The sequence below is a fragment of the Baekduia alba genome, from assembly GCF_028416635.1.
Classification (GTDB): Bacteria; Actinomycetota; Thermoleophilia; order Solirubrobacterales; family Solirubrobacteraceae; genus Baekduia; species Baekduia alba.
Window position 1 is genome coordinate 2,422,119 of sequence record NZ_CP114013.1, and the last position, 17,634, is coordinate 2,439,752.

At 73.0% G+C, this 17,634-nt stretch carries 18 protein-coding genes; 15 read left to right on the top strand and 3 right to left on the bottom strand.

Annotated elements, in window-relative coordinates; translation table 11 throughout:
* The first annotated feature begins 1 nt into the window (after window position 1).
* From DSM104299_RS12120 to DSM104299_RS12150, 7 genes are all read left to right on the top strand, one after another.
* Window positions 2-1,534, top strand: a complete 1,533-nt coding sequence (locus DSM104299_RS12120) for a hypothetical protein (protein WP_272477570.1) — start codon at window positions 2-4, stop codon at window positions 1,532-1,534.
* The gene (locus tag DSM104299_RS12125) at window positions 1,521-3,335 is read left to right on the top strand and encodes an ArnT family glycosyltransferase (RefSeq protein ID WP_272477571.1); all 1,815 of its coding nucleotides are present in this window, start codon (window positions 1,521-1,523) and stop codon (window positions 3,333-3,335) included. The genes DSM104299_RS12120 and DSM104299_RS12125 overlap by 14 nt, the downstream gene beginning before the upstream one ends.
* A 118-nt stretch (window positions 3,336-3,453) precedes the next feature.
* The gene (gene ribD / locus DSM104299_RS12130) at window positions 3,454-4,584 is read left to right on the top strand and encodes a bifunctional diaminohydroxyphosphoribosylaminopyrimidine deaminase/5-amino-6-(5-phosphoribosylamino)uracil reductase RibD (RefSeq protein ID WP_272477572.1); all 1,131 of its coding nucleotides are present in this window, start codon (window positions 3,454-3,456) and stop codon (window positions 4,582-4,584) included.
* A gap of 3 nt (window positions 4,585-4,587) precedes the next feature.
* On the top strand, window positions 4,588-5,190 hold the full coding sequence (locus DSM104299_RS12135) for a riboflavin synthase (RefSeq protein WP_349294508.1): 603 nt from the start codon (window positions 4,588-4,590) through the stop codon (window positions 5,188-5,190).
* A complete protein-coding gene (locus DSM104299_RS12140) occupies window positions 5,187-6,506 on the top strand; it encodes a bifunctional 3,4-dihydroxy-2-butanone-4-phosphate synthase/GTP cyclohydrolase II (RefSeq protein ID WP_272477574.1) in 1,320 nt (439 codons plus the stop codon). Before DSM104299_RS12135 ends, DSM104299_RS12140 begins: the two co-directional genes overlap by 4 nt.
* Complete coding sequence (ribH, locus tag DSM104299_RS12145) at window positions 6,503-6,949, top strand: 6,7-dimethyl-8-ribityllumazine synthase (RefSeq protein ID WP_272477575.1); 447 nt, start codon at window positions 6,503-6,505, stop codon at window positions 6,947-6,949. The genes DSM104299_RS12140 and ribH overlap by 4 nt, the downstream gene beginning before the upstream one ends.
* Before the next feature lie 44 nt (window positions 6,950-6,993).
* A complete protein-coding gene (locus DSM104299_RS12150; RefSeq protein ID WP_272477576.1) occupies window positions 6,994-7,320 on the top strand; it encodes a hypothetical protein in 327 nt (108 codons plus the stop codon).
* Between the two features lie 306 nt (window positions 7,321-7,626).
* On the opposite strand, the gene DSM104299_RS12155 is transcribed toward DSM104299_RS12150, so the two are convergent.
* The gene (locus DSM104299_RS12155) at window positions 7,627-9,300 is read right to left on the bottom strand and encodes a protein kinase domain-containing protein (protein ID WP_272477577.1); all 1,674 of its coding nucleotides are present in this window, start codon (window positions 9,298-9,300) and stop codon (window positions 7,627-7,629) included.
* A 139-nt stretch (window positions 9,301-9,439) separates the two neighbouring features.
* Between DSM104299_RS12155 and rpmB the strand changes: the two genes are divergently transcribed.
* The 8 genes from rpmB (at window position 9,440) to DSM104299_RS12195 (ending at window position 15,914) form a co-directional block, all read left to right on the top strand.
* Complete coding sequence (rpmB, locus tag DSM104299_RS12160; protein WP_272477578.1) at window positions 9,440-9,631, top strand: 50S ribosomal protein L28; 192 nt, start codon at window positions 9,440-9,442, stop codon at window positions 9,629-9,631.
* 69 nt (window positions 9,632-9,700) lie between these two features.
* Entirely contained in the window at window positions 9,701-11,392 is a 1,692-nt protein-coding gene (locus DSM104299_RS12165) for a DAK2 domain-containing protein (RefSeq protein WP_272477579.1), read from the top strand.
* A 6-nt stretch (window positions 11,393-11,398) separates the two neighbouring features.
* Entirely contained in the window at window positions 11,399-13,534 is a 2,136-nt protein-coding gene (locus tag DSM104299_RS12170; protein WP_272477580.1) for an ATP-dependent DNA helicase RecG, read from the top strand.
* Window positions 13,531-14,073 (top strand): 16S rRNA (guanine(966)-N(2))-methyltransferase RsmD, encoded by a 543-nt coding sequence (gene rsmD, locus DSM104299_RS12175; RefSeq protein ID WP_272477581.1) that lies wholly within the window; start codon window positions 13,531-13,533, stop codon window positions 14,071-14,073. The genes DSM104299_RS12170 and rsmD overlap by 4 nt, the downstream gene beginning before the upstream one ends.
* Entirely contained in the window at window positions 14,070-14,567 is a 498-nt protein-coding gene (coaD, locus tag DSM104299_RS12180; protein WP_272477582.1) for a pantetheine-phosphate adenylyltransferase, read from the top strand. Before rsmD ends, coaD begins: the two co-directional genes overlap by 4 nt.
* A 16-nt stretch (window positions 14,568-14,583) precedes the next feature.
* The gene (locus DSM104299_RS12185; RefSeq protein WP_028075061.1) at window positions 14,584-15,051 is read left to right on the top strand and encodes a hypothetical protein; all 468 of its coding nucleotides are present in this window, start codon (window positions 14,584-14,586) and stop codon (window positions 15,049-15,051) included.
* Between the two features lie 90 nt (window positions 15,052-15,141).
* Complete coding sequence (locus DSM104299_RS12190; RefSeq protein WP_272477583.1) at window positions 15,142-15,648, top strand: macro domain-containing protein; 507 nt, start codon at window positions 15,142-15,144, stop codon at window positions 15,646-15,648.
* A complete protein-coding gene (locus DSM104299_RS12195) occupies window positions 15,645-15,914 on the top strand; it encodes an acylphosphatase (RefSeq protein ID WP_272477584.1) in 270 nt (89 codons plus the stop codon). Before DSM104299_RS12190 ends, DSM104299_RS12195 begins: the two co-directional genes overlap by 4 nt.
* Here the strand turns inward: DSM104299_RS12195 and DSM104299_RS12200 are convergent, their stop codons facing one another.
* Both DSM104299_RS12200 and DSM104299_RS12205 read right to left on the bottom strand, forming a co-directional pair.
* Window positions 15,915-16,682: a hypothetical protein gene (locus DSM104299_RS12200; RefSeq protein ID WP_272477585.1), complete on the bottom strand. Its 768-nt coding sequence runs from the start codon at window positions 16,680-16,682 to the stop codon at window positions 15,915-15,917.
* On the bottom strand, window positions 16,679-17,629 hold the full coding sequence (locus tag DSM104299_RS12205; protein WP_272477586.1) for an ABC transporter ATP-binding protein: 951 nt from the start codon (window positions 17,627-17,629) through the stop codon (window positions 16,679-16,681). The genes DSM104299_RS12200 and DSM104299_RS12205 overlap by 4 nt, the downstream gene beginning before the upstream one ends.
* Window positions 17,630-17,634 lie beyond the last annotated feature (5 nt).

Here is a 17,634-nt window from a genome sequence, read left to right on the forward strand (position 1 = left end):
CGTGGCGACCCCGCCCGCGCCGGCGTCCGACCCGCCGCCCGCGCGCACGGGCGTGCTCGCGCGCCTCGCCGCGCTGCCCTGGCCCGGCCTCGCGCTCGCCGCGCTGGCCATCGCCACGCTCGTCGGCTTCCTCGTCTACCCGACCTATCCCAACTACGACAGCTACTACTCGCTGATCTGGGGCCGGGAGATCCTGCACGGCCACCTCCCGAGCTTCGACGAGTACCGCTCGCCGACCGAGCACCCGCTCGCGGTCGCCTTCGGAGCGGCGCTGTCGCTGCTCGGCCGCCACGGCGACCGCGTGATGGTGTTCTTCACCGAGGCGTCGTTCGTCGTGCTGTGCGCCGGGATCTACCAGCTGGCGCGGCGCGCGTTCACGCCGCTGGTCGGCCTCGCCGCGGCGGGGATCCTGTGCACGCGCTTCGACTTCCCGTTCCTGGCCGCGCGCGCCTACATCGACATCCCGTACCTGGCGTTCGTCGTCTGGGCCGCGGCGCTGGAGGTCGGCCGGCCGCGCCGGGGCGGGATCGTCTGGGTCCTGCTGGCCTGCGCCGGGCTGCTGCGCCCGGAGGCGTGGCTGATCATCGGGCTGTACTTCCTGTGGATGTGCAGCGGGGAGCTGGGGGTGGGTGGGGACGGGGTTGAGCAGCACCCGCACGGCCGCGCGCGGCTGATCCGCTGGGCGCGCTACGCCGCGTGGGCGGCCGTCGGGCCGGTCGTCTGGGTCATCACCGACTTCGTCGTCACCGGCCACCCGCTCTTCTCGCTGCAGCACACGACCGGCCTGGCCGAGGAGCTCGGCCGCACCAAGGGCCTGGCCGAGGTGCCGGACGCGACCAAGAAGTTCTTCCTCAACCTGGCCAAGCCGCCGGTGCTCTACGCGGGCATCGCGGGCTTCCTCGCCGCGCTCGTGCTCGCGCCGCGGCGCGTGCTGATGCCCGCGGCGCTGTGGGTGGTCGGGACCGGGACGTTCGTGATGGTCGGCGTCGCCGGCCTGTCGGTGATCGACCGCTACCTGCTCGTCCCGACGCTGATGGTCATGGTCTTCGCCGCGGTCGTGCTCGCCGGCTGGACGATGCTGCGCTCCGACCTCCTGATCCGCAAGGTCTGGGCGGTCGCGGCGCTGGCCGTGATCGTCTACGGCGTCGCGTTCACCGCGACGCGGGTCAACTTCCACAACTTCGACGCCGAGCTGCGGCTGCGCGGCAACTCGCACCGCTCGCTGGTGCGGCTGCTCGACCAGCCCGCGGTCAAGGCCGCGCGCAAGTGCGGGCCGGTGACGACGCCCAACCACAAGCTCGTGCCCGACACGCGCTGGATCCTGGACGCGACCGCGTCGCAGGTCGTGGCGCGCGCCGACCCCGCGCAGGCCAGGCACATCGGCCGGGGCGTCTCGCTGTTCGTCGTCGACCGTGGCGCGCTGCTGCGCCAGGCGCTGGTCGCCGATACCGACGACCCGTTTGACAACGTCCCGCTGCCGGACTTCCGCCGCCTGGCCTTCACCGACTACTACGCCGCGTATGTCCGCTGTTGAGGAGGGCGTGACGGCATCCGCGATCGCCCTGCGCGATGACGCGCCCGTGGGGGAGGACGCGGCGCGCCGTGCCGTGCGCAAGGCCGATCGCCGCGCGAAGCTGAAGTGGGCGCCGTGGGTGGCGCTGCTGCTGGCGTTCTCGTTCGTGCTGCGCGTGTGGGGCGCCAAGCAGGGGCTGCCCTACGCCTACAACGCCGACGAGAACGCGCACTTCGTGCCCAAGGCCATCGGGCTCTTCGGCCACGGGTGGAACCCGCACTACTTCGTCAACCCGCCGGCCTACACGTACCTGCTGCACATCGTCTTCGCGGTGTGGTTCGGCGGCCGGGAGGGCGTCAGCGACGCCTTCGCGCGCGACCCCACCGAGGTGTTCCTGGTGGCGCGCGTGGTCGCGGCGGCGTGCGGGACGTTGGCGGTCTGGCTGCTCTACCTGGGCGGGACCAAGCTGTTCGCCGATCGCCGCGTCGGCTTCCTCGGCGCCGGGCTGCTGGGCGTCGGCTTCCTGCCGGTCTTCTACTCGCACCTGGCGCTCAACGACGTGCCGACGCTCGCGCCGATCTGCCTGGCGCTGTACGGCACGGCCGGGATCGTGCGTCAGGGGCGGCTGGTCGACTTCCTGGTCGCCGGCGTCGGCCTCGGGCTGGCGTGCGCGACCAAGTACACCGGCGGCATCGCGCTGCTGCCGATCCTGGCCGCGGCGGCGGGCTGGCTGGTCGGGCGCCGGCGGCTGCGGTGGTCGACGGTGATCGGCGGGATGATCCTGTGCGGGCTCTGCGCTGCGGCGTTCTTCTTCGTCACCAACCCCTACGCCCTGCTCGACTACTCCGGGTTCAGCGACGGCCTGAACCACCAGACGACGGTCGCCGACGACGCGCTGGGCAAGCTGGGGCTGACCGAGGACAACGGGCTCGCCTACTACCTGTGGACGATCACGTGGGGGCTGGGCTGGATCCCGGCGGTGGCGGCGGCGGTGGGCGTCGTCCTCACCGCGCGCGACAATTGGCGGATCGCCTTCGTGCTGGTCCCGGCGCCGGTCCTGTTCCTGCTGTTCATGGGCACGCAGGAGCGGTTCTTCGGGCGGTGGCTGATGCCGGTCTTCCCGATGATCTGCCTGCTCGCGGCCTACGCGGTGGTGCGCGTGGCGGGGTGGATCGCCGGCCGGCGGCCGGTGCTGGCGCCGACGATGCTCGTGCTCGCCGCCGCGCTGCTGTGCGGCCAGGGGCTCGTGTACTCCCTGCACATCGGCCAGGTGCTGCAGCGCGACGACACGCGCAACATGGCGCGCGCGTGGTTCGTCGCGCACGTGCCGCCGAAGACCAAGGTCGTCGTCGAGCCGGTCGTCCCGGACGGCTGGGCCCAGGACATCGGCGACCCGTCGCCGCTGACCAACAACGGCAACCGCTGGGTGAAGTTCCCGACGTCGCGCTCGAACATCGCCAACGACGGCTCTGAGATCACGGGGCCCGGGCGGATCGTCAACATCGAGGACTACGAGCGGACGCTCTACCCGGGGCTCGTGGACAAGTACGAGGAGCAGGGCTACTGCTGGGTCGTCGTCGGCTCGACGCAGCGCGGCCGGGCCGAGGTCGAGCCCGACGCGGTCCCGCGCGCGCTGGCCTACTACCAGGAGCTCGAGAAGCGCGCGGACACGGCCTACGTGGCGTCGCCCTACCGCGACGGCGCGGGCCCGGTCGACTTCAACTTCGACTGGTCGTTCGACTTCTACCCGCTCGCCTACCACCGGCCGGGGCCGACGATGACGATCTACCACCTCCGCGGCGGGCGCTGCGCCAGCGGGTAGGCCGGCCCGCGGTCCGTTTCCCGCCGGCCGCGGCGTGCGCGCCGCCAGGCGAGCACCCGCAAGGCCATGGCGAGCCCCTAGGGCGAGTCCATGGCCCGGGCCCTATCCTCCAGAACTGGTGCAGCGGACCGAGACCGACCATCAGCATCTCTCGCGGGCGATCGACCTCGCCACCCGCGGTCGGGGCCAGGTGCACCCGAACCCGGTCGTGGGCGCCGTCGTCGTCAAGGACGACGTCGTCGTGGGCGAGGGTTGGCATGCCGAGTACGGCGGGCCGCACGCGGAGGTCAACGCGATCTCGGCGTGCGACGGCGCGGATCTGACGGGCGCGACGATCTACGTGTCGCTGGAGCCCTGCTGCCACACCGGCAAGACCGGACCGTGCACCGACGCGATCCTGCAGGCCGGGATCTCGCGCGTCGTGGTGGCCTCCGACGACCCGACGGAGAAGGCGTCCGGCCGCGGCCTGGGGATCCTGCGCGACGAGGGCGTCGTGGTCGACGTGGCCGGCGGCGAGCTCGCCGCCCGCGCCAGGCTCGCCAACCAGGCGTTCCGCAAGCACGCCCGCACGGGCCGGCCGTGGGTCCTGTTCAAGTCGGCGATGACGCTGGACGGCAAGGTCGCGACGCGGACCGGCGACTCGAAGTGGATCTCCTCGGACTCCTCGCGCGCGCTGGCGCACAAGTGGCGCGCGTCGGTCGACGCGGTCGTGGTCGGGATCGGGACGGCGCTGGCCGACGACCCGCAGCTGACCGCGCGGATCGAGGACCCGTCGGGAGGCGAGCTGCGCCAGCCGCGGCGCGTCGTGTTCGACGCGACGGCGCGGCTGCCGCTGGACTCCAAGCTGGTCCAGCAGGCGCCGGAGATCCCGTTGACGGTCGTGGTGTCGCGCGCGGCGCCGCGCAGCGCCGCCGATGCGCTGGAGAGCGCGGGCGCCGACGTGATCGTCGCGACCGGCGAGCACGAGCCGGCGCGCGTCAGGTCGGCGCTGGATCAGCTCGGCGAGGCGGGCATCCACGCGGTCCTCTTGGAGGGCGGTCCGCACCTAGCCGGCGCGTTCCTGGACGCGGGCGAGATCGACGAGGTCCGCCTGTTCCTGGCGCCGCTGCTGCTGGGCGGCTCGAAGGCCCGCGACCCGCTGGAGGGCGAGGGCGTGGAGAAGATCTCCGAGGCGTTGCGCGCGCTCACGCTGGACTGCGAGCGCGTCGCCGACGACGTCCTGATCAGCGCACGGCTGCGAGAGTGGTAGTTGATGTTCACCGGACTTGTTGAAGATCTTGGCGTGGTCGTCGCGGTCGACCGGACGGGCGACGGCGCGGTGCTGACCGTGGAGTCCAAGCTCGCGCCGCAGATCGGCGAGGGCGACAGCGTCGCGGTCAACGGCGTGTGCCTGACGGCGACGGCGATCGAGGGCGACCGCTTCGGCTTCGACGTCATGTTGGAGTCCCTGCGCCGCTCGTCGCTGGGCGAGATCGCGCAGGGCTCGCGCGTGAACCTGGAGCTGGCGCTGCGCGCCGACGCGCGCCTGGGCGGCCACATCATGCAGGGCCACGTCGACGGCGTCGGCGTCGTCGGCGCCATCGCCGACGACGGCTTCGCGCGCGTGGTCACCGTCGAGGCTCCGAACGAGCTGCTGCGCTACGTGGTGGAGAAGGGCTCGATCGCCGTCGACGGCGTCAGCCTCACGGTGTCGCGGGTGGACGACACGACGTTCGACGTGTCGCTGATCCCCGAGACGCTGGAACGGACGAACCTGGGCGGCCTGACGATGGACCCACCCGCCCGCACCGTCAACCTGGAGGTCGACGTCGTGGCCAAGTACGTGGAGAAGTTGATGGGAGCGCACACGCGATGAAGTCCTCTGGCGAGGTGACGCGCGACGAGGTCCAGTTCTCGACGATCGAGGAGGCGCTGGAGGACATCGCCGCCGGCAAGATGATCGTGGTCGTCGACGACGAGGACCGCGAGAACGAGGGCGACGTCGTCATGGCGGCGGAGTTCGTCACGGCCGACGACATCAACTTCATGACGCGCCAGGCGGGCGGCTGGATCTGCCTGACGCTGACGCCTGAGCGCTGCGACGACCTCGGGCTCGAGCTGATGTCCTTGAAGAACGAGTCCGCGCACGAGACGCCGTTCACCGTGACGATCGAGGCGCGCGAGGGCGTGACGACCGGGATCTCGACCGCCGACCAGGCGACGACGATCCGCACGGCCGTCGACCCGGGCAAGGGCAAGGCCGACATCGTGGTCCCGGGCCACGTCCACCCGCTGAAGGCGCGCGAGGGCGGCGTCCTGGAGCGCACGGGCCACACGGAGGCGTCCGTGGACCTGGCGCGGCTGGCGGGCGTGACGCCGGCGGGCGTGATCTGCGAAGTGCAGAACGAGGACGGCTCGATGGCGCGTGTCGGCGACCTCGCCGCCTACTGCCACAAGCACGGCTTCAAGATGATCACGATCGCCGATCTGATCGCCTACCGGCGCCGGCACGACAAGCTCGTCGAGCGCGTCGTGTCGACCTCGATGCCGACGGGCTTCGGCGACTTCACGGTCTTCGGCTACCGCTCGCTGGTCGACGACAAGCACCACGTCGCGCTCGTCAAGGGCGATGTGGCCGGCAAGGAGGACGTGCTGGTCCGGGTGCACTCCGAGTGCCTCACGGGCGACGTCTTCCACTCGCTGCGCTGCGACTGCGGCGAGCAGCTGGAGTCCGCGCTGTCGATGATTGAGGCCGAGGGCGAGGGCGTCCTGCTGTACCTGGCCCAGGAGGGGCGCGGCATCGGGCTGCTCAACAAGCTGAAGGCCTACAAGCTGCAGGAGGAGGGCTACGACACGGTCGACGCCAACCTCCAGCTGGGCCTGCCGGCCGACCTGCGCGACTACGGCATCGGCGCGCAGATCCTGGCCGACCTCGGGCTGTCGTCCATCCGGATCCTGACCAACAACCCCAAGAAGATCCGCGGGTTGGAGGGCTACGGGCTGCGGGTGACCGACCAGGTCCCGATCGCGCACGCGCCGAACAAGCACAACGAGGCCTACCTGCGGACCAAGGCGGAGCGGATGGGGCACACGCTGCACCATCAAGGGCTCCCGTTGGACGAGCAGATGCTGCACGACGAGCACGTGCACGACGCCGCCGCCGAGAAGGAGAAGGGCGAGGACGCGTCGTGAGGTTCGCGATCTGCGTGGGCCGGTTCTACGAGGATCTCGCGGCGCGGCTGGTCGCGGGCGCGTCGGCGGTCCTCGCGGAGGCCGGCGTCGCCGCTGACGCGGTCGACGTCTTCGACGTCCCGGGCGCCTACGAGCTGCCGTTGGCGGCGAAGTTCGCGGCGGAGACGGGGCGCTACGCGGGCGTGGTGTGCCTCGGCGCGGTGATCCGCGGCGAGACGTCGCACTACGACTACGTCTGCGGCGAGAGCGCGCGGGGGATCATGGACGTGCAGCTGGAGACCGGCGTGCCGTGCTCGTTCGGCGTGCTGACCGTCGACTCGCAGGCCCAGGCGCTCGCGCGCTCGGGCGGCGACAAGCGGGACTCGGGGCGCCACGCCGCCGAGGCCGTGCTCGCGCTGCTCGAGGTCAAGAAGACGCTGGGCAGCGGCGCGACCGCAGCCTGACGCTCGGCGCCACGGCGCTGCCCGCCCTCGGTACGCTCAGCCCTGTGACCCTCGAAGTCGTCGCGATCCTGCTGACGCTCGTCGTCCACATCCTCGGCGCCATCGTCCTGGTGATGGTGCTCCTCGACGGGGAGACGATCGACTGGCGTGGCACGCTCTGGCCCCGCGACGACGACGGCCCCGGCCCCTCCTTCGAGCCCCCGGAACCGGACCCCACGCCTTCCGGCTCCGGTGTCCCCCTGCCCGACGCATCGCCCGCCGCCGTCCGCCTCCGCGAACCCGGCCGCATCCGCGAGGGCTACCCAAAGCCCGCCCGCCGCCCGGCGCACACGCCGGAGCGGACGCCGCCGCGAGAGCCGGCGGAACGGTAGCGGCGCAGCAGACGCGCCCGACGCTGTTCGGCGCCGCCATCGCGGTCGAGGCGGTTTCGCTGCCGCCGGTCCTCCGTAGGCGGAGGCCCCACCTCGCTCGGCGTGGGGATGTTGGTCGACGTGACTGGGATGTCCCGGTCGATCGGGCCGCGACCTGAGGCTCGGTGGCGAACCCGCGTTCGCGGCGGTGGTCTGCGTCGCGTTCGCCTACGTGAAGCCGCCGGCGCGGTGGCTCGACCCCAAGGACCCCAAGCGGCGCGGCGTTCGAGGCGGGGAGGACGAGGACGACGCGGGCGCGTGGTGCGCTCAGTCGCCGGAGCCCAGCAGGCCGCCCGGCCCGGCGGCGCCCTTGTCGTGCTTGGCCTTGCCCTTCGCCTTGCCGTGGCCCTTCGCGCTCGCGCCCGTCGCCGGCACGCCGGCGGCGGACTGGGCGGTCGCGAGCTCCTTCTCGACGATCCCGCGCTTGTAGTCGGAGATCCGGAGGCGCTCCTGCAGGTACGGGATCGCGTCGGCGGGGCGGCCGGCCAGGCGTAGGGCCCAGCCGAGGTTGTACAGGGAGAACGCGTAGTTGATGGACTTGGTGTCGCCCTGGGCGCGGAACTTGTCGACGGCGGACTGCAACAGCGGCACCGCGCCCTGCGCGTCGCCCGGCAGCATCTTGTAGCCGGCGTTGTTGATGTCGACGGCCGAGCGGGGATCGCCGGCGGACGGCGTCGTGGGCGCAGGCGTCGACGAGGCGGCCGGTGGCGGCGTCGAGGCGTCGGGGGCGGCGGTGGTCGCGGACGCGGCTGCGCGCTGCCGGATCCCGCCGGTCGGCACGCCCTGCGACTTGGACGCCGTGGCCCGCGGGGCGGTGCCGCCCTTGCCGGTGCCGCGGCCGTCGTCGCTGATCAGCGCGGCGCCCGCGCCGATCACCACGCAGCCCGCGGCCAGCGCGGCCAACATGAAGGCCCTGCGGTGCGGATGGCGCTGGCGCGCGACCGGATCGCGCGGTCGCTCGCGGACCGCGCCGGCCTCGGCCGCGGGGACCGGCACCGCGATCGGCGGGCGCCCGGCCGTCGCGTCCGGGAACACCTCGGGCGCGCGGTTGCGCGCGAACCGCGGCGCCGGTGCCGGCGCCATCACCTTCGTCACCCGCGTCGGCTCGCCGGCCGACCCCAGCGCGCGCGCCAGCTCCGCGACGAACGCCGCGGCGGTCGCGGGCCGGCCGGCCGGATCGCGCGACAGCCCCCAGCGCAGCGGCTCCTCGGCCGCGATGCAGTGGCCGGTCAGCGTCGCCGGGTCCTGCTCGACGCGCGCACGCGCCTGCGCCATCGGCGTGTCGCCCGCGAACGGGCGCTTGCCGCACAACAGCTCGTAGGCGACGACCGCCAGCGAGTAGCGATCCGATGCCGGCGTCGCGGCGTGGCCGCGCGCCTGCTCGGGCGACAGGTAGGCCGCGGTGCCGAGCACCTGGCCGGCCGCCGTCACGGCCGTCTCGCCCGCCAGCGACGCGATCCCGAAGTCCCCGACCGCGAGGCGGCCGTTCTCGTCCAGCAGCAGGTTGCCCGGCTTGACGTCGCGATGGACGATGTCGGCCGCATGCGCGGCGTCCAGCGCCGACGCGGTCTCGCTCAGCCAGCGCAGCGCCAGCGGCGCCGGCACGACGTCGCCGGCGCGCAGCCGGTCGGCGACCGTCCCGCCCGCGAAGTGCTCCATGACGATGAAGGCCTGCGCGGGCGGCGAGGACATCTCGCCGATGTCGAAGATCGTGACCACGTTGGGGTGGTCGCTGACCCGTGCCGCCGCGCGCGCCTCACGCGTGAAGCGCCGGCGCGCCGCCTGGTCGACCGCGTAGCCCGCCGCGAGCACCTTCACCGCGACCAGGCGCTCCAGCACCGAGTCCTCGGCGGCCCAGACCGTGGCCATGCCGCCGTTGGCGATGTGGCGCACGACCCGATAGCGCGGAGGCAGGTCGACCTGCTGCGAAAGGGCGGGCATCGAGGTCCGCTTACCCTAGCCACCGAGGCGCGACACGGGACTGGACCATCGCCACGAAAGGCCCGCACCACGTGTCGAATGTCGCGAGCTCCGACCCGCAGGTCGCCTCCGCGCGGGCTCCGCTACACTGCGCGGCCGAATGTCGAAGGTTTGTCACAGCTGCGGGCGCGGTCCCGCTTTCGGTCAGAGCCGCAGCCACTCGATGCGCGCTACCAAGCGTCGCTTCGATCCGAACCTGCAGAAGGTCCGGATCTTCGTGGGCGCCGCCCCGCGTCGCGTGTACGTCTGCACGCGCTGCCTCAAGGCCGGCAAGGTCAGCAAGGCCGTCTAGCGGCGCCGTCCGCTCGGCGGCGCTCCGCGCGGGCGCCTGTCGGCCGGCGGACCCGCTACGGTCGCTCTCGTGTCCGACCCGAGTCTCGTCCGCTTCCGCGTGGCGGTCCAGGGCGCGCTCGCGCACCTGGAGTCGCGCCGCGAGGAGATCAACGACCTCAACGTCTTCCCGGTCGCCGACGGCGACACGGGCGACAACATGGCGCTCACGCTGCGCGCCGTGCTGACCGAGCTCGACCGCCTGGAGGCCGAGGCCGGCAACCGCTCGATCGACGAGATCGGCCGCGACGAGATCGTCCAGTCGGTCGCCCGCGCGGCGCTCCTCGGCGCGCGCGGCAACAGCGGCGTCATCCTCTCCCAGCTGATCCGCGGCGCCGCGGAGGAGCTGGTCTCCCGCCCCGGCGAGCTCGTCGACCCGACGCTGCTCGGCGCCGCCTTCGCGACCGCCGCCCAGCGCGCCTACGCGTCGGTCCGCGCGCCCGCCGAGGGCACGATGCTCACGGTCATGCGCGACATGGCGACCTCGATCGCCCACGACCTCGCGCACCTGCCCGAGGAGCACCGCCGTCTCGCCTCCGCCGCCGATCCCCAGCAGCAGAACCTGCTGATCGCCGCCGCGCTGGAGCGCGCGATCATCGCGGGCGAGGCGAGCGTCAAGCGCGGCCCCGAGCTGCTGCCGGCGCTGCGCGAGGCGGGCGTCGTCGACGCCGGCGGCTACGGCGTCATCATCATCTTCGCCGGGATCGTCGCCGCCCTGCGCGGCACCGAGGCGCCCGAGCTGCAGCACTACGCGCCCGCGCGGATCACGCATCCCGAGCACGCCTCCGAGACCTATCGGTACTGCACCAACTTCGCGGTCACCGGCACGGGCCTGGAGGCGTCGCGGTACGTGCCCGCGCTGGAGGCGATCGGCGACTCGGTGCTCGTCGTCGGCGACGACGCGACGCTCAAGGTCCACGTCCACACCGACGAGCCCGAGCAGGCCACGCACGTCTTCGCCGGCGCCGGCGAGGTCAGCCGCCTCGACGTCGCCGACATGCACGCGCAGGTCACCGAGCGCGAGACGCGCCTGGCGGCCGTCGGCTCCGACGGCAACGGCGCCGGCCCGGGCGCCGCCGCCGTCGTCCCGACCCAGACCTGCGGCGCGCTGGCCGTCGCCACCGGCGCCGGCCTCGTCGCGCTGTTCGAGAGCCTCGGCGCGCGCGTGCTCGACGGCGGCCCGACGCTCAACCCGTCGACGATGGAGATCCTGGCCGGCATCCACGACGTGCCCGCCGAGGAGGTCGTGGTCCTGCCCAACAGCCCCAACGTCTTCATGGCCGCCGAGCGCGCCGCCGAGCTGTCGGACAAGGCCGTGCGCGTCGTCGGGTCCCGCTCGCAGCAGGCCGGCCTGTCCGCCGCCTTCGCGCTCAACGCCGACCGCTCCGCCGACGCCAACGCCGCGGCGATGCAGGAGGCGCTGGACGCCGTCCGGACCGGCGGCGTCGCGCCCGCTGCGCGTCAGGATCCCGACGGCAGGTTCACCATCGGCGACGCCGTGGGCTACGTCGGCGACGACCTCGTCGCCTGGGGCGAGCCCGCCAAGACGCTGGAGATCGTCCTCGGCCAGCTCTCCGCCGACGCCGAGCTCGTCACGTGCATCGAGGGCGAAGGCGCCCCGTTGGACGGCGACGCGGTGGCGGCGCTGGCGCCCTCGGGCGTGGAGCTCGAGCTCGAGGACGGCGGCCAGCCGTCCTGGTGGTGGCTGCTCGCCGCTGAGTAGGTGGCCGTGAGCGACGCGCCAGCGCCAGCGTTCGGGCCCGGCCTCACGCCGCCGCTCGCCTTCGCCGAGGCGCGCGAGCTGACGGCGCAGGAGCTGTGGGACGCCCCTGCGCGCACGCCGCGCCCGTCCCGGCTGGCGCAGCCGTTGGTCATCAAGAACCCGACCGCCGCGGGCGGCGCCGAGGCGCTGGGCCTGGAGACGATCGGCGACCTGCTCGCGCACCTGCCGCGCGCCACGGGCGAGGCCCGGACGATCGCCGAGCTGGCGATCGACGAGGTCGCCACCGTCCTGGTCGAGGTCAAGTCCATCACCTCGCGCCCGGTGCGCCGGCGGGGGATGAAGCCGCTGGTCGAGGCGACGGTCACCGACGGCACCGGGGTCATGAAGGCCACGTTCTTCAACCAGCCGTGGCTGAGCGCGCAGTACGCGCCACCGACGCGGCTGATGCTGTCCGGCAAGTACCAGGGCCAGAACCGGTTCCGGGTCAACGCCCACGCCAAGACCGACGCCGTCGCGGCGGTGGGCAGCGAGGCCGCGCAGTACCCGGCGACCAAGGGCATCAACTCGACCCAGATCCTGGCGCTCGTCCAGGAGCACCGCGCCGGCGTCTACGACGCGACCGACCCGCTGCCCGTGGCGCTGCGGCTGCGCCAGCGCCTGCCGGACCGGGCGACCGCGCTGGCCGCCGCGCACTTCGGTCCGGACCACGACGCGGGACGCCGGCGCCTGGCCTTCGACGAGCTGCTCGTCGACCAGATCGTCCAGCTGCGCCTGCGCCGCGAGCGCCGCGCCGACATCTTCGCCGCGCCGCTGGCGCAGCCGCCGACCGTCAGCGCGCGGTGGCGCGACGAGCTGCTGCCGTTCACGCCGACCGGCGACCAGGTCGACGCGATGGCCGACGTCGACGCCGACCTCGCGCGCGAGCGCCCGATGCAGCGGCTGCTGATGGGCGAGGTCGGCTCCGGCAAGACCGTCGTCGCGTTGCACACCATGTTGCGCGCGGTCGAGCACGGCGGCCAGGCCGCGCTGATGGCGCCCACCGAGACGCTGGCCGAGCAGCACTTCGCGACGCTGCAGACGCTGATGCCGGGCTCGATGATCTCCGCCGCGCTGCTGACCGGGTCGACGACCACGGCGCGCCGGCGCGAGATCCTCAGCCGGCTGGGCTCCGGCGAGCTCAAGCTCGTCGTCGGCACGCACGCGCTGATCGAGGACGACGTCGCGTTCGCCGACCTGATGGTCGCGGTGGTCGACGAGCAGCATCGCTTCGGCGTCCGCCAGCGCGCCGCGCTGGACGCCAAGGCGCCGTCCGGGCTCGTCCCGCACCTGCTGCACATGACCGCGACGCCGATCCCGCGCACGCTGCGCCTGGCGAACTTCGGCGCGCTGGACGTCACGGCGCTGCGCGAGCTGCCGCGCGGCCGTCAGCCGATCACGACGCACGTCTGCTCCACCGACGCCGAGCGCCACCGCGCCTACGAGCGCATCCGCGAGGAGCTGCGCGCGGGCCGGCAGGCGTTCGTGGTCTGCCCGCTGGTCAGCGAGTCCGAGGCCCTGAACGCGCGTGCCGCGACCGCCGAGCACGAGCGGCTGAAGACCGGCGAGCTCAAGGACTTCGAGGTCGTCCTGCTGCACGGCCAGATGCGCCCGGCCGAGAAGCAGGCGGCGATGGAGCGCTTCGCGGCCGGCACGGCCGACGTCCTGGTCGCCACGACCGTGATCGAGGTCGGGATCGACGTCCCCAACGCCACGATCATGCTCGTCGAGGACGCCGACCGCTACGGGATCTCCCAGCTGCACCAGCTGCGCGGGCGCGTCGGCCGCGGCGAGCACGCGTCGCTGTGCCTGCTCTTCGGCCCGCGCGAGTCCAAGCGGCTGCAGGCGCTGGCGCTGAACGGCGATGGCTTCCGGCTCGCCGAGATCGACCTCGAGCTGCGCGGCGAGGGCGAGCTGACCGGCACGCGTCAGTCGGGCATGGCCCGCTTCCGCTTCGCGCGGCTGCCCGACGACGCGGCCGTGCTGGAGGCGGCGTTCGCCACGGCCGAGGAGCTGCTGGAGCGCGATCCGCACCTCGATGCGCCCGAGCACGCGCTGCTGCGCGCCGAAGTCGCGCGGGCCGAGGCCGCGCCGGTGGCCGCGTGAGAGTCGTCGCCGGCGCGCTGGGCGGCCGCCGCTTCCAGGCGCCCGCCGGCAAGGACACGCGTCCGACGTCGGACCGCGTCCGCGAGGCGCTGTTCAGCGCGCTGGGGCCGATCGACGACGCCCGCGTCCTCGATCTGTTCGCGGGATCTGGCGCGTTGGCGATCGAGGCGCTGTCGCGCGGCGCCGCGCATGCGGTCCTGGTCGACGACGACGCCCGCGCGGCGGCCACGATCCGGGACAACCTCACGACGCTGGATCTCGGCTCCGATCGCGCCAAGGTGCGGCGCCGCGACGCGCTGCGGGCCCTGCGCGACGCACGCGAGGCGGGCGAGTCATACGATCTCGTCTTCCTTGACCCCCCGTACCGGCTCGCGACCGGGCTCGGACCGGATCTGGCGGACTCGCTGCTTCCGATCCTCGCTCCCGCCGCGCGCGTGGTCGGGGAGAGCGACCGGCGCACGCCGCTCGACCTCCCGGGCCTGAGCACGACGTTCGAACGCCGCTACGGCGACACCCTCCTTCGCATCCATAAGGCATGACCGACGAGAAGCGCATCGCTGTCTGTCCAGGCAGCTACGACCCGATCACCAACGGGCACCTCGACATCATCGGACGCACCTCGGCGCAGTTCGACGAGGTCGTCGTCGCCGTGGTCAACGTGTCCGTCCGCAAGAACGAGCCGATCTTCGGGATCGAGGAGCGCGTGTCGTTCATCGAGGAGGCCACGGCGCACCTCGGCAACGTCCGGGCCGAGCCGTTCAGCGTGCTGGTCGTCGACTTCGCAAGGTCGATTGGGGCCCGAACGATCGTCAAGGGACTGCGCGCCATCTCCGACTTCGAGTACGAATTGGAGATGGGGCAGCTGAACCGCATGCAGGCGCCGGACGTCGACACGCTCTACCTGATGGCCAGCCCGCAGTACAGTTTCCTCAGCTCCAGCGGAGTCAAGGAGCTCGCCACGTTCGGCGGTGACATCGACAGCCTCGTCCCGGAGCGCGTCGCCCGTCGCCTGAAGGAAGAGCTCACCCGATGAAGAAAGACGCTTAGCCATGGACGTCCTGGTCCTCATTGACAAGCTCGACGACCTTGTCCACAACGCCAAGAAGGTCCCTCTCACCGACGAGGTGCGGGTGGATCGCGAGCAGATCTACGACATCTTGGATCAGATGCGCGCGACCATCCCTGAGGAGATCAAGCAGGCGCGGTGGATCGTCAAGGAGCGTCAGGAGATGCTCGCCGAGGCCAAGCGCGAGGCCGAGCGCATCGTCAAGGACGCCGTGCGCAAGCAGGAGGAGCTCGTCTCCGACCAGGAGGTGACGCGCGAAGCCGAGCGCGCCGCCGAGGAGATCGTCGAGGACGCGCGGGCCCGCGAGCGGGAGATCCGCCTGGGCGCCGAGGACTACGCCGACGAGATCCTGAACACCCTTGAAGTGAACTTGTCCAAGTTCATCGCCGCGGTCCGCCGCGGTCGCGAGCGGCTGCAGGGCAAGGAAGAGGAGTCGGTGGAAGCAGCCTGATCCTGCGGCCCAGAGGGCCGCGATCAGTCCGCTTCCATCGCGGGTGTCGGCCCAGGGGGCCGAACTCGCCGCGTCGGGTAGCTTCGTCGGGTGCCTTCGATCGAGGTCCTGGACACCGACATCACGACGCTGGCGGTCGACGCGATCGCCAACGCGGCCAACACGCGGCTGCTGCACGGTGGCGGCGTGGCCGGTGCGATCTCGCGGGCCGGCGGGTCCGTGATCGACGAGGAGAGCCGCGCGGCGGCGCCGGTGGAGCTGGGCGCCGCGGTGGCGACCTCGGCGGGCGCGATGCCGTCGCGGTGGGTCATCCACGCGGCCACGATGGAGCTCGGCGGGCCGACGTCCGCCGACATCGTGCGACGCTGCACGGCGGCGACCCTCGCCGCGGCGGAGGAGCTCGGGGCGACGTCGCTGGCGCTGGTCGCGTTCGGGACGGGCGTCGGCGGGTTCCCGCTGGACGAGGCGGCCGCGATCGAGGTCGGCGAGGTGCGCCGGCATCTGCTGGCCGGGCCGGGGTCCGGGCTGGAGCGCGTCGTGTTCGCCGTACGCGGTGCTGATGCGGTGCGCGCGTTCTCGGAGGCCTTGGCCGCGTGATCGCCCGGCGCCTGGTGGTGCGCGGGCGCGTCCAGGGCGTCAACTACCGCGGCTGGGTGCAGGATCGCGCTCGCGCGCGGGGAGTCATGGGGTGGGCGGAGAACCGCGCGGACGGCACGGTCGACGTCTGGCTGCAGGGCGCGCCGGACGACGTCGTCGCCGTCGAGCGCGCGGTGGGCGAGGGCCCGTCGCACGCGCGGGTCGAGGGCGTCGAGACTTCCGACGTCCACCCGCGCGGCGACCTGGACGGCTTCGCCCGGCGGTAGCTAGCGGATCTCGCCGCGGATGAAGCGGTAGGCGCCGATCGCCAGCGGCAGCGCGCACCACAGCAGCGCGGTCGTCGCGACCTGCGCCCACTCGTGCCCGGAGAGCGCGTGGTCGGTGAGGTCGGCGAACGTCTCGCTCTGGTCGGTCCAGTTCGCCAGGCCGTCGAGGCCGCCGATCAGGTGCGTGATCGCGCTGTAGGCCAGGCCGAGGACGAAGAGGGCGACGATCGCCGGCGCCGAGACCAGGATCGCCGCGCCGAGGCCGACGCCGCCCAGCATCGACAACACCGTGAAGACCACGGTCTGGCCGAGGATGCCGCCGTCGAGGTGCCAGGCGTCGACCGCCGCGGGGTTGATCGCGGTGCAGACGGCGGAGAGGGCGAGCGCGACGACCACGGCGACGACCGACAGCACCATGCTCGCGGCGATCTTCGCGACGAGCACGCGCCCGCGCTGGGGCACCATCGTGAACGTCAGCAGCGCGGTGCGCTGCGACCACTCCGAGGTCACCAGCAGGATGCCGACGACCGGCAGGAGCACGTTGATGGCCTGCGAGCAGTTGTTGAAGATGTTGCCGAGGTTGTGCGAGTCGTCGCTGCCGGTGAGGACCGTGATCAGCGCCGTCGCGAGCGTCAGCAGGAGGCCGGAGATGAGCAGCCAGAAGCCGGCGCGCGTGTCATACATCTTGCGCAGCTCGACCTTGGTCAGCTGCGCGAAGCCGGGCCGGTGGTCGCGGCCGGCGTCGTAGGTGGCGGCGGCGGTGCTCATCGTGCGGTCTCCTGGAGGTCGGGCTGGCTTGCGTCGGGTGCGCCCGCGCCGGAGGGGTCCGCCGCGGCGTCGCTGGTGAGGTCGAAGAAGAGCTGCTCGAGGCCGGCGGACTCCGACGGGCCGAGGCGGCTGAGCGCGACGCGGCCGTCGAGGGCGGCGCGCCCGACCTGCTCGGGCTCGGCGTCGACGATGAAGCCGCCGTCGGGGTGGGCGCGCGCCGTGAGGCTCGCCGCGTCCAGCGCCGACTGCAGGAGGCCGTCCTGGTCGTCGGCGGCGCGGACGAGGGTCCCGGCGCCGGCCAGCAGCTCGTCGCGCGTGCCCTTGGCCATGATCTTGCCCTTGCCGATGATCAGCAGCTGGTCGGCGACCGCCTCGACCTCGTGCAGGAGGTGCGAGGAGAGCAGGACGGTGCCGCCGCGGTCGGCGAAGTCGCGCAGCAGGCCGCGCATCCAGCGCATGCCCTCCGGGTCCAGGCCGTTGGCGGGCTCGTCGAGGATCAGGACCTCCGGGTCGCCGATCAGCGCGTTGGCGATGCCGAGGCGCTGGCGCATGCCCAGCGAGTACTGCTTGACGCGCTGGCGCGCGGCGCGCTTCTCGAGTCCGACGCGGTCCAGGAGCTCGGGGACGCGGGCCGGGTCGGCGCCCATCGTCAGGGCGGAGATCGTGAGGGCCTCCTGGCCGCGGCGGCCGCCGTGCTGGGCGCCGGCGTCGAGCAGGATCCCGACGCGGCGGCCGGGGTTGGGGAGCGCGCGGTAGTTGGTGTCGAGGATGGTCGCGTGTCCGGCGTCGGGCTCCGACAACCCGCACAACATGCGCATGGTGGTGGTCTTGCCGGCGCCGTTGGGGCCGAGGAAGCCGGTGACGGTTCCGGGTGCGCAGGCGAAGCTGACGTCGGAGACGACGGTGCGTCCGCCGAGGCGCTTCGTGAGGCCGTGGGACTCGATCATGGTCA

Excerpts from the sequence above, each read along its gene's own strand:
- DSM104299_RS12135 (WP_349294508.1), top strand. The coding sequence starts at position 4,588 with ATGTTCACCGGACTTGTTGAAGATCTTGGCGTGGTCGTCGCGGTCGAC.
- DSM104299_RS12155 (WP_272477577.1), bottom strand. The coding sequence starts at position 9,300 with ATGCCCGCCCTTTCGCAGCAGGTCGACCTGCCTCCGCGCTATCGGGTC.
- DSM104299_RS12200 (WP_272477585.1), bottom strand. The coding sequence starts at position 16,682 with ATGAGCACCGCCGCCGCCACCTACGACGCCGGCCGCGACCACCGGCCC.
- rpmB (WP_272477578.1), top strand. The coding sequence starts at position 9,440 with ATGTCGAAGGTTTGTCACAGCTGCGGGCGCGGTCCCGCTTTCGGTCAG.
- DSM104299_RS12125 (WP_272477571.1), top strand. The coding sequence starts at position 1,521 with ATGTCCGCTGTTGAGGAGGGCGTGACGGCATCCGCGATCGCCCTGCGC.
- DSM104299_RS12140 (WP_272477574.1), top strand. The coding sequence starts at position 5,187 with ATGAAGTCCTCTGGCGAGGTGACGCGCGACGAGGTCCAGTTCTCGACG.
- DSM104299_RS12185 (WP_028075061.1), top strand. The coding sequence starts at position 14,584 with ATGGACGTCCTGGTCCTCATTGACAAGCTCGACGACCTTGTCCACAAC.
- DSM104299_RS12205 (WP_272477586.1), bottom strand. The coding sequence starts at position 17,629 with ATGATCGAGTCCCACGGCCTCACGAAGCGCCTCGGCGGACGCACCGTC.
- coaD (WP_272477582.1), top strand. The coding sequence starts at position 14,070 with ATGACCGACGAGAAGCGCATCGCTGTCTGTCCAGGCAGCTACGACCCG.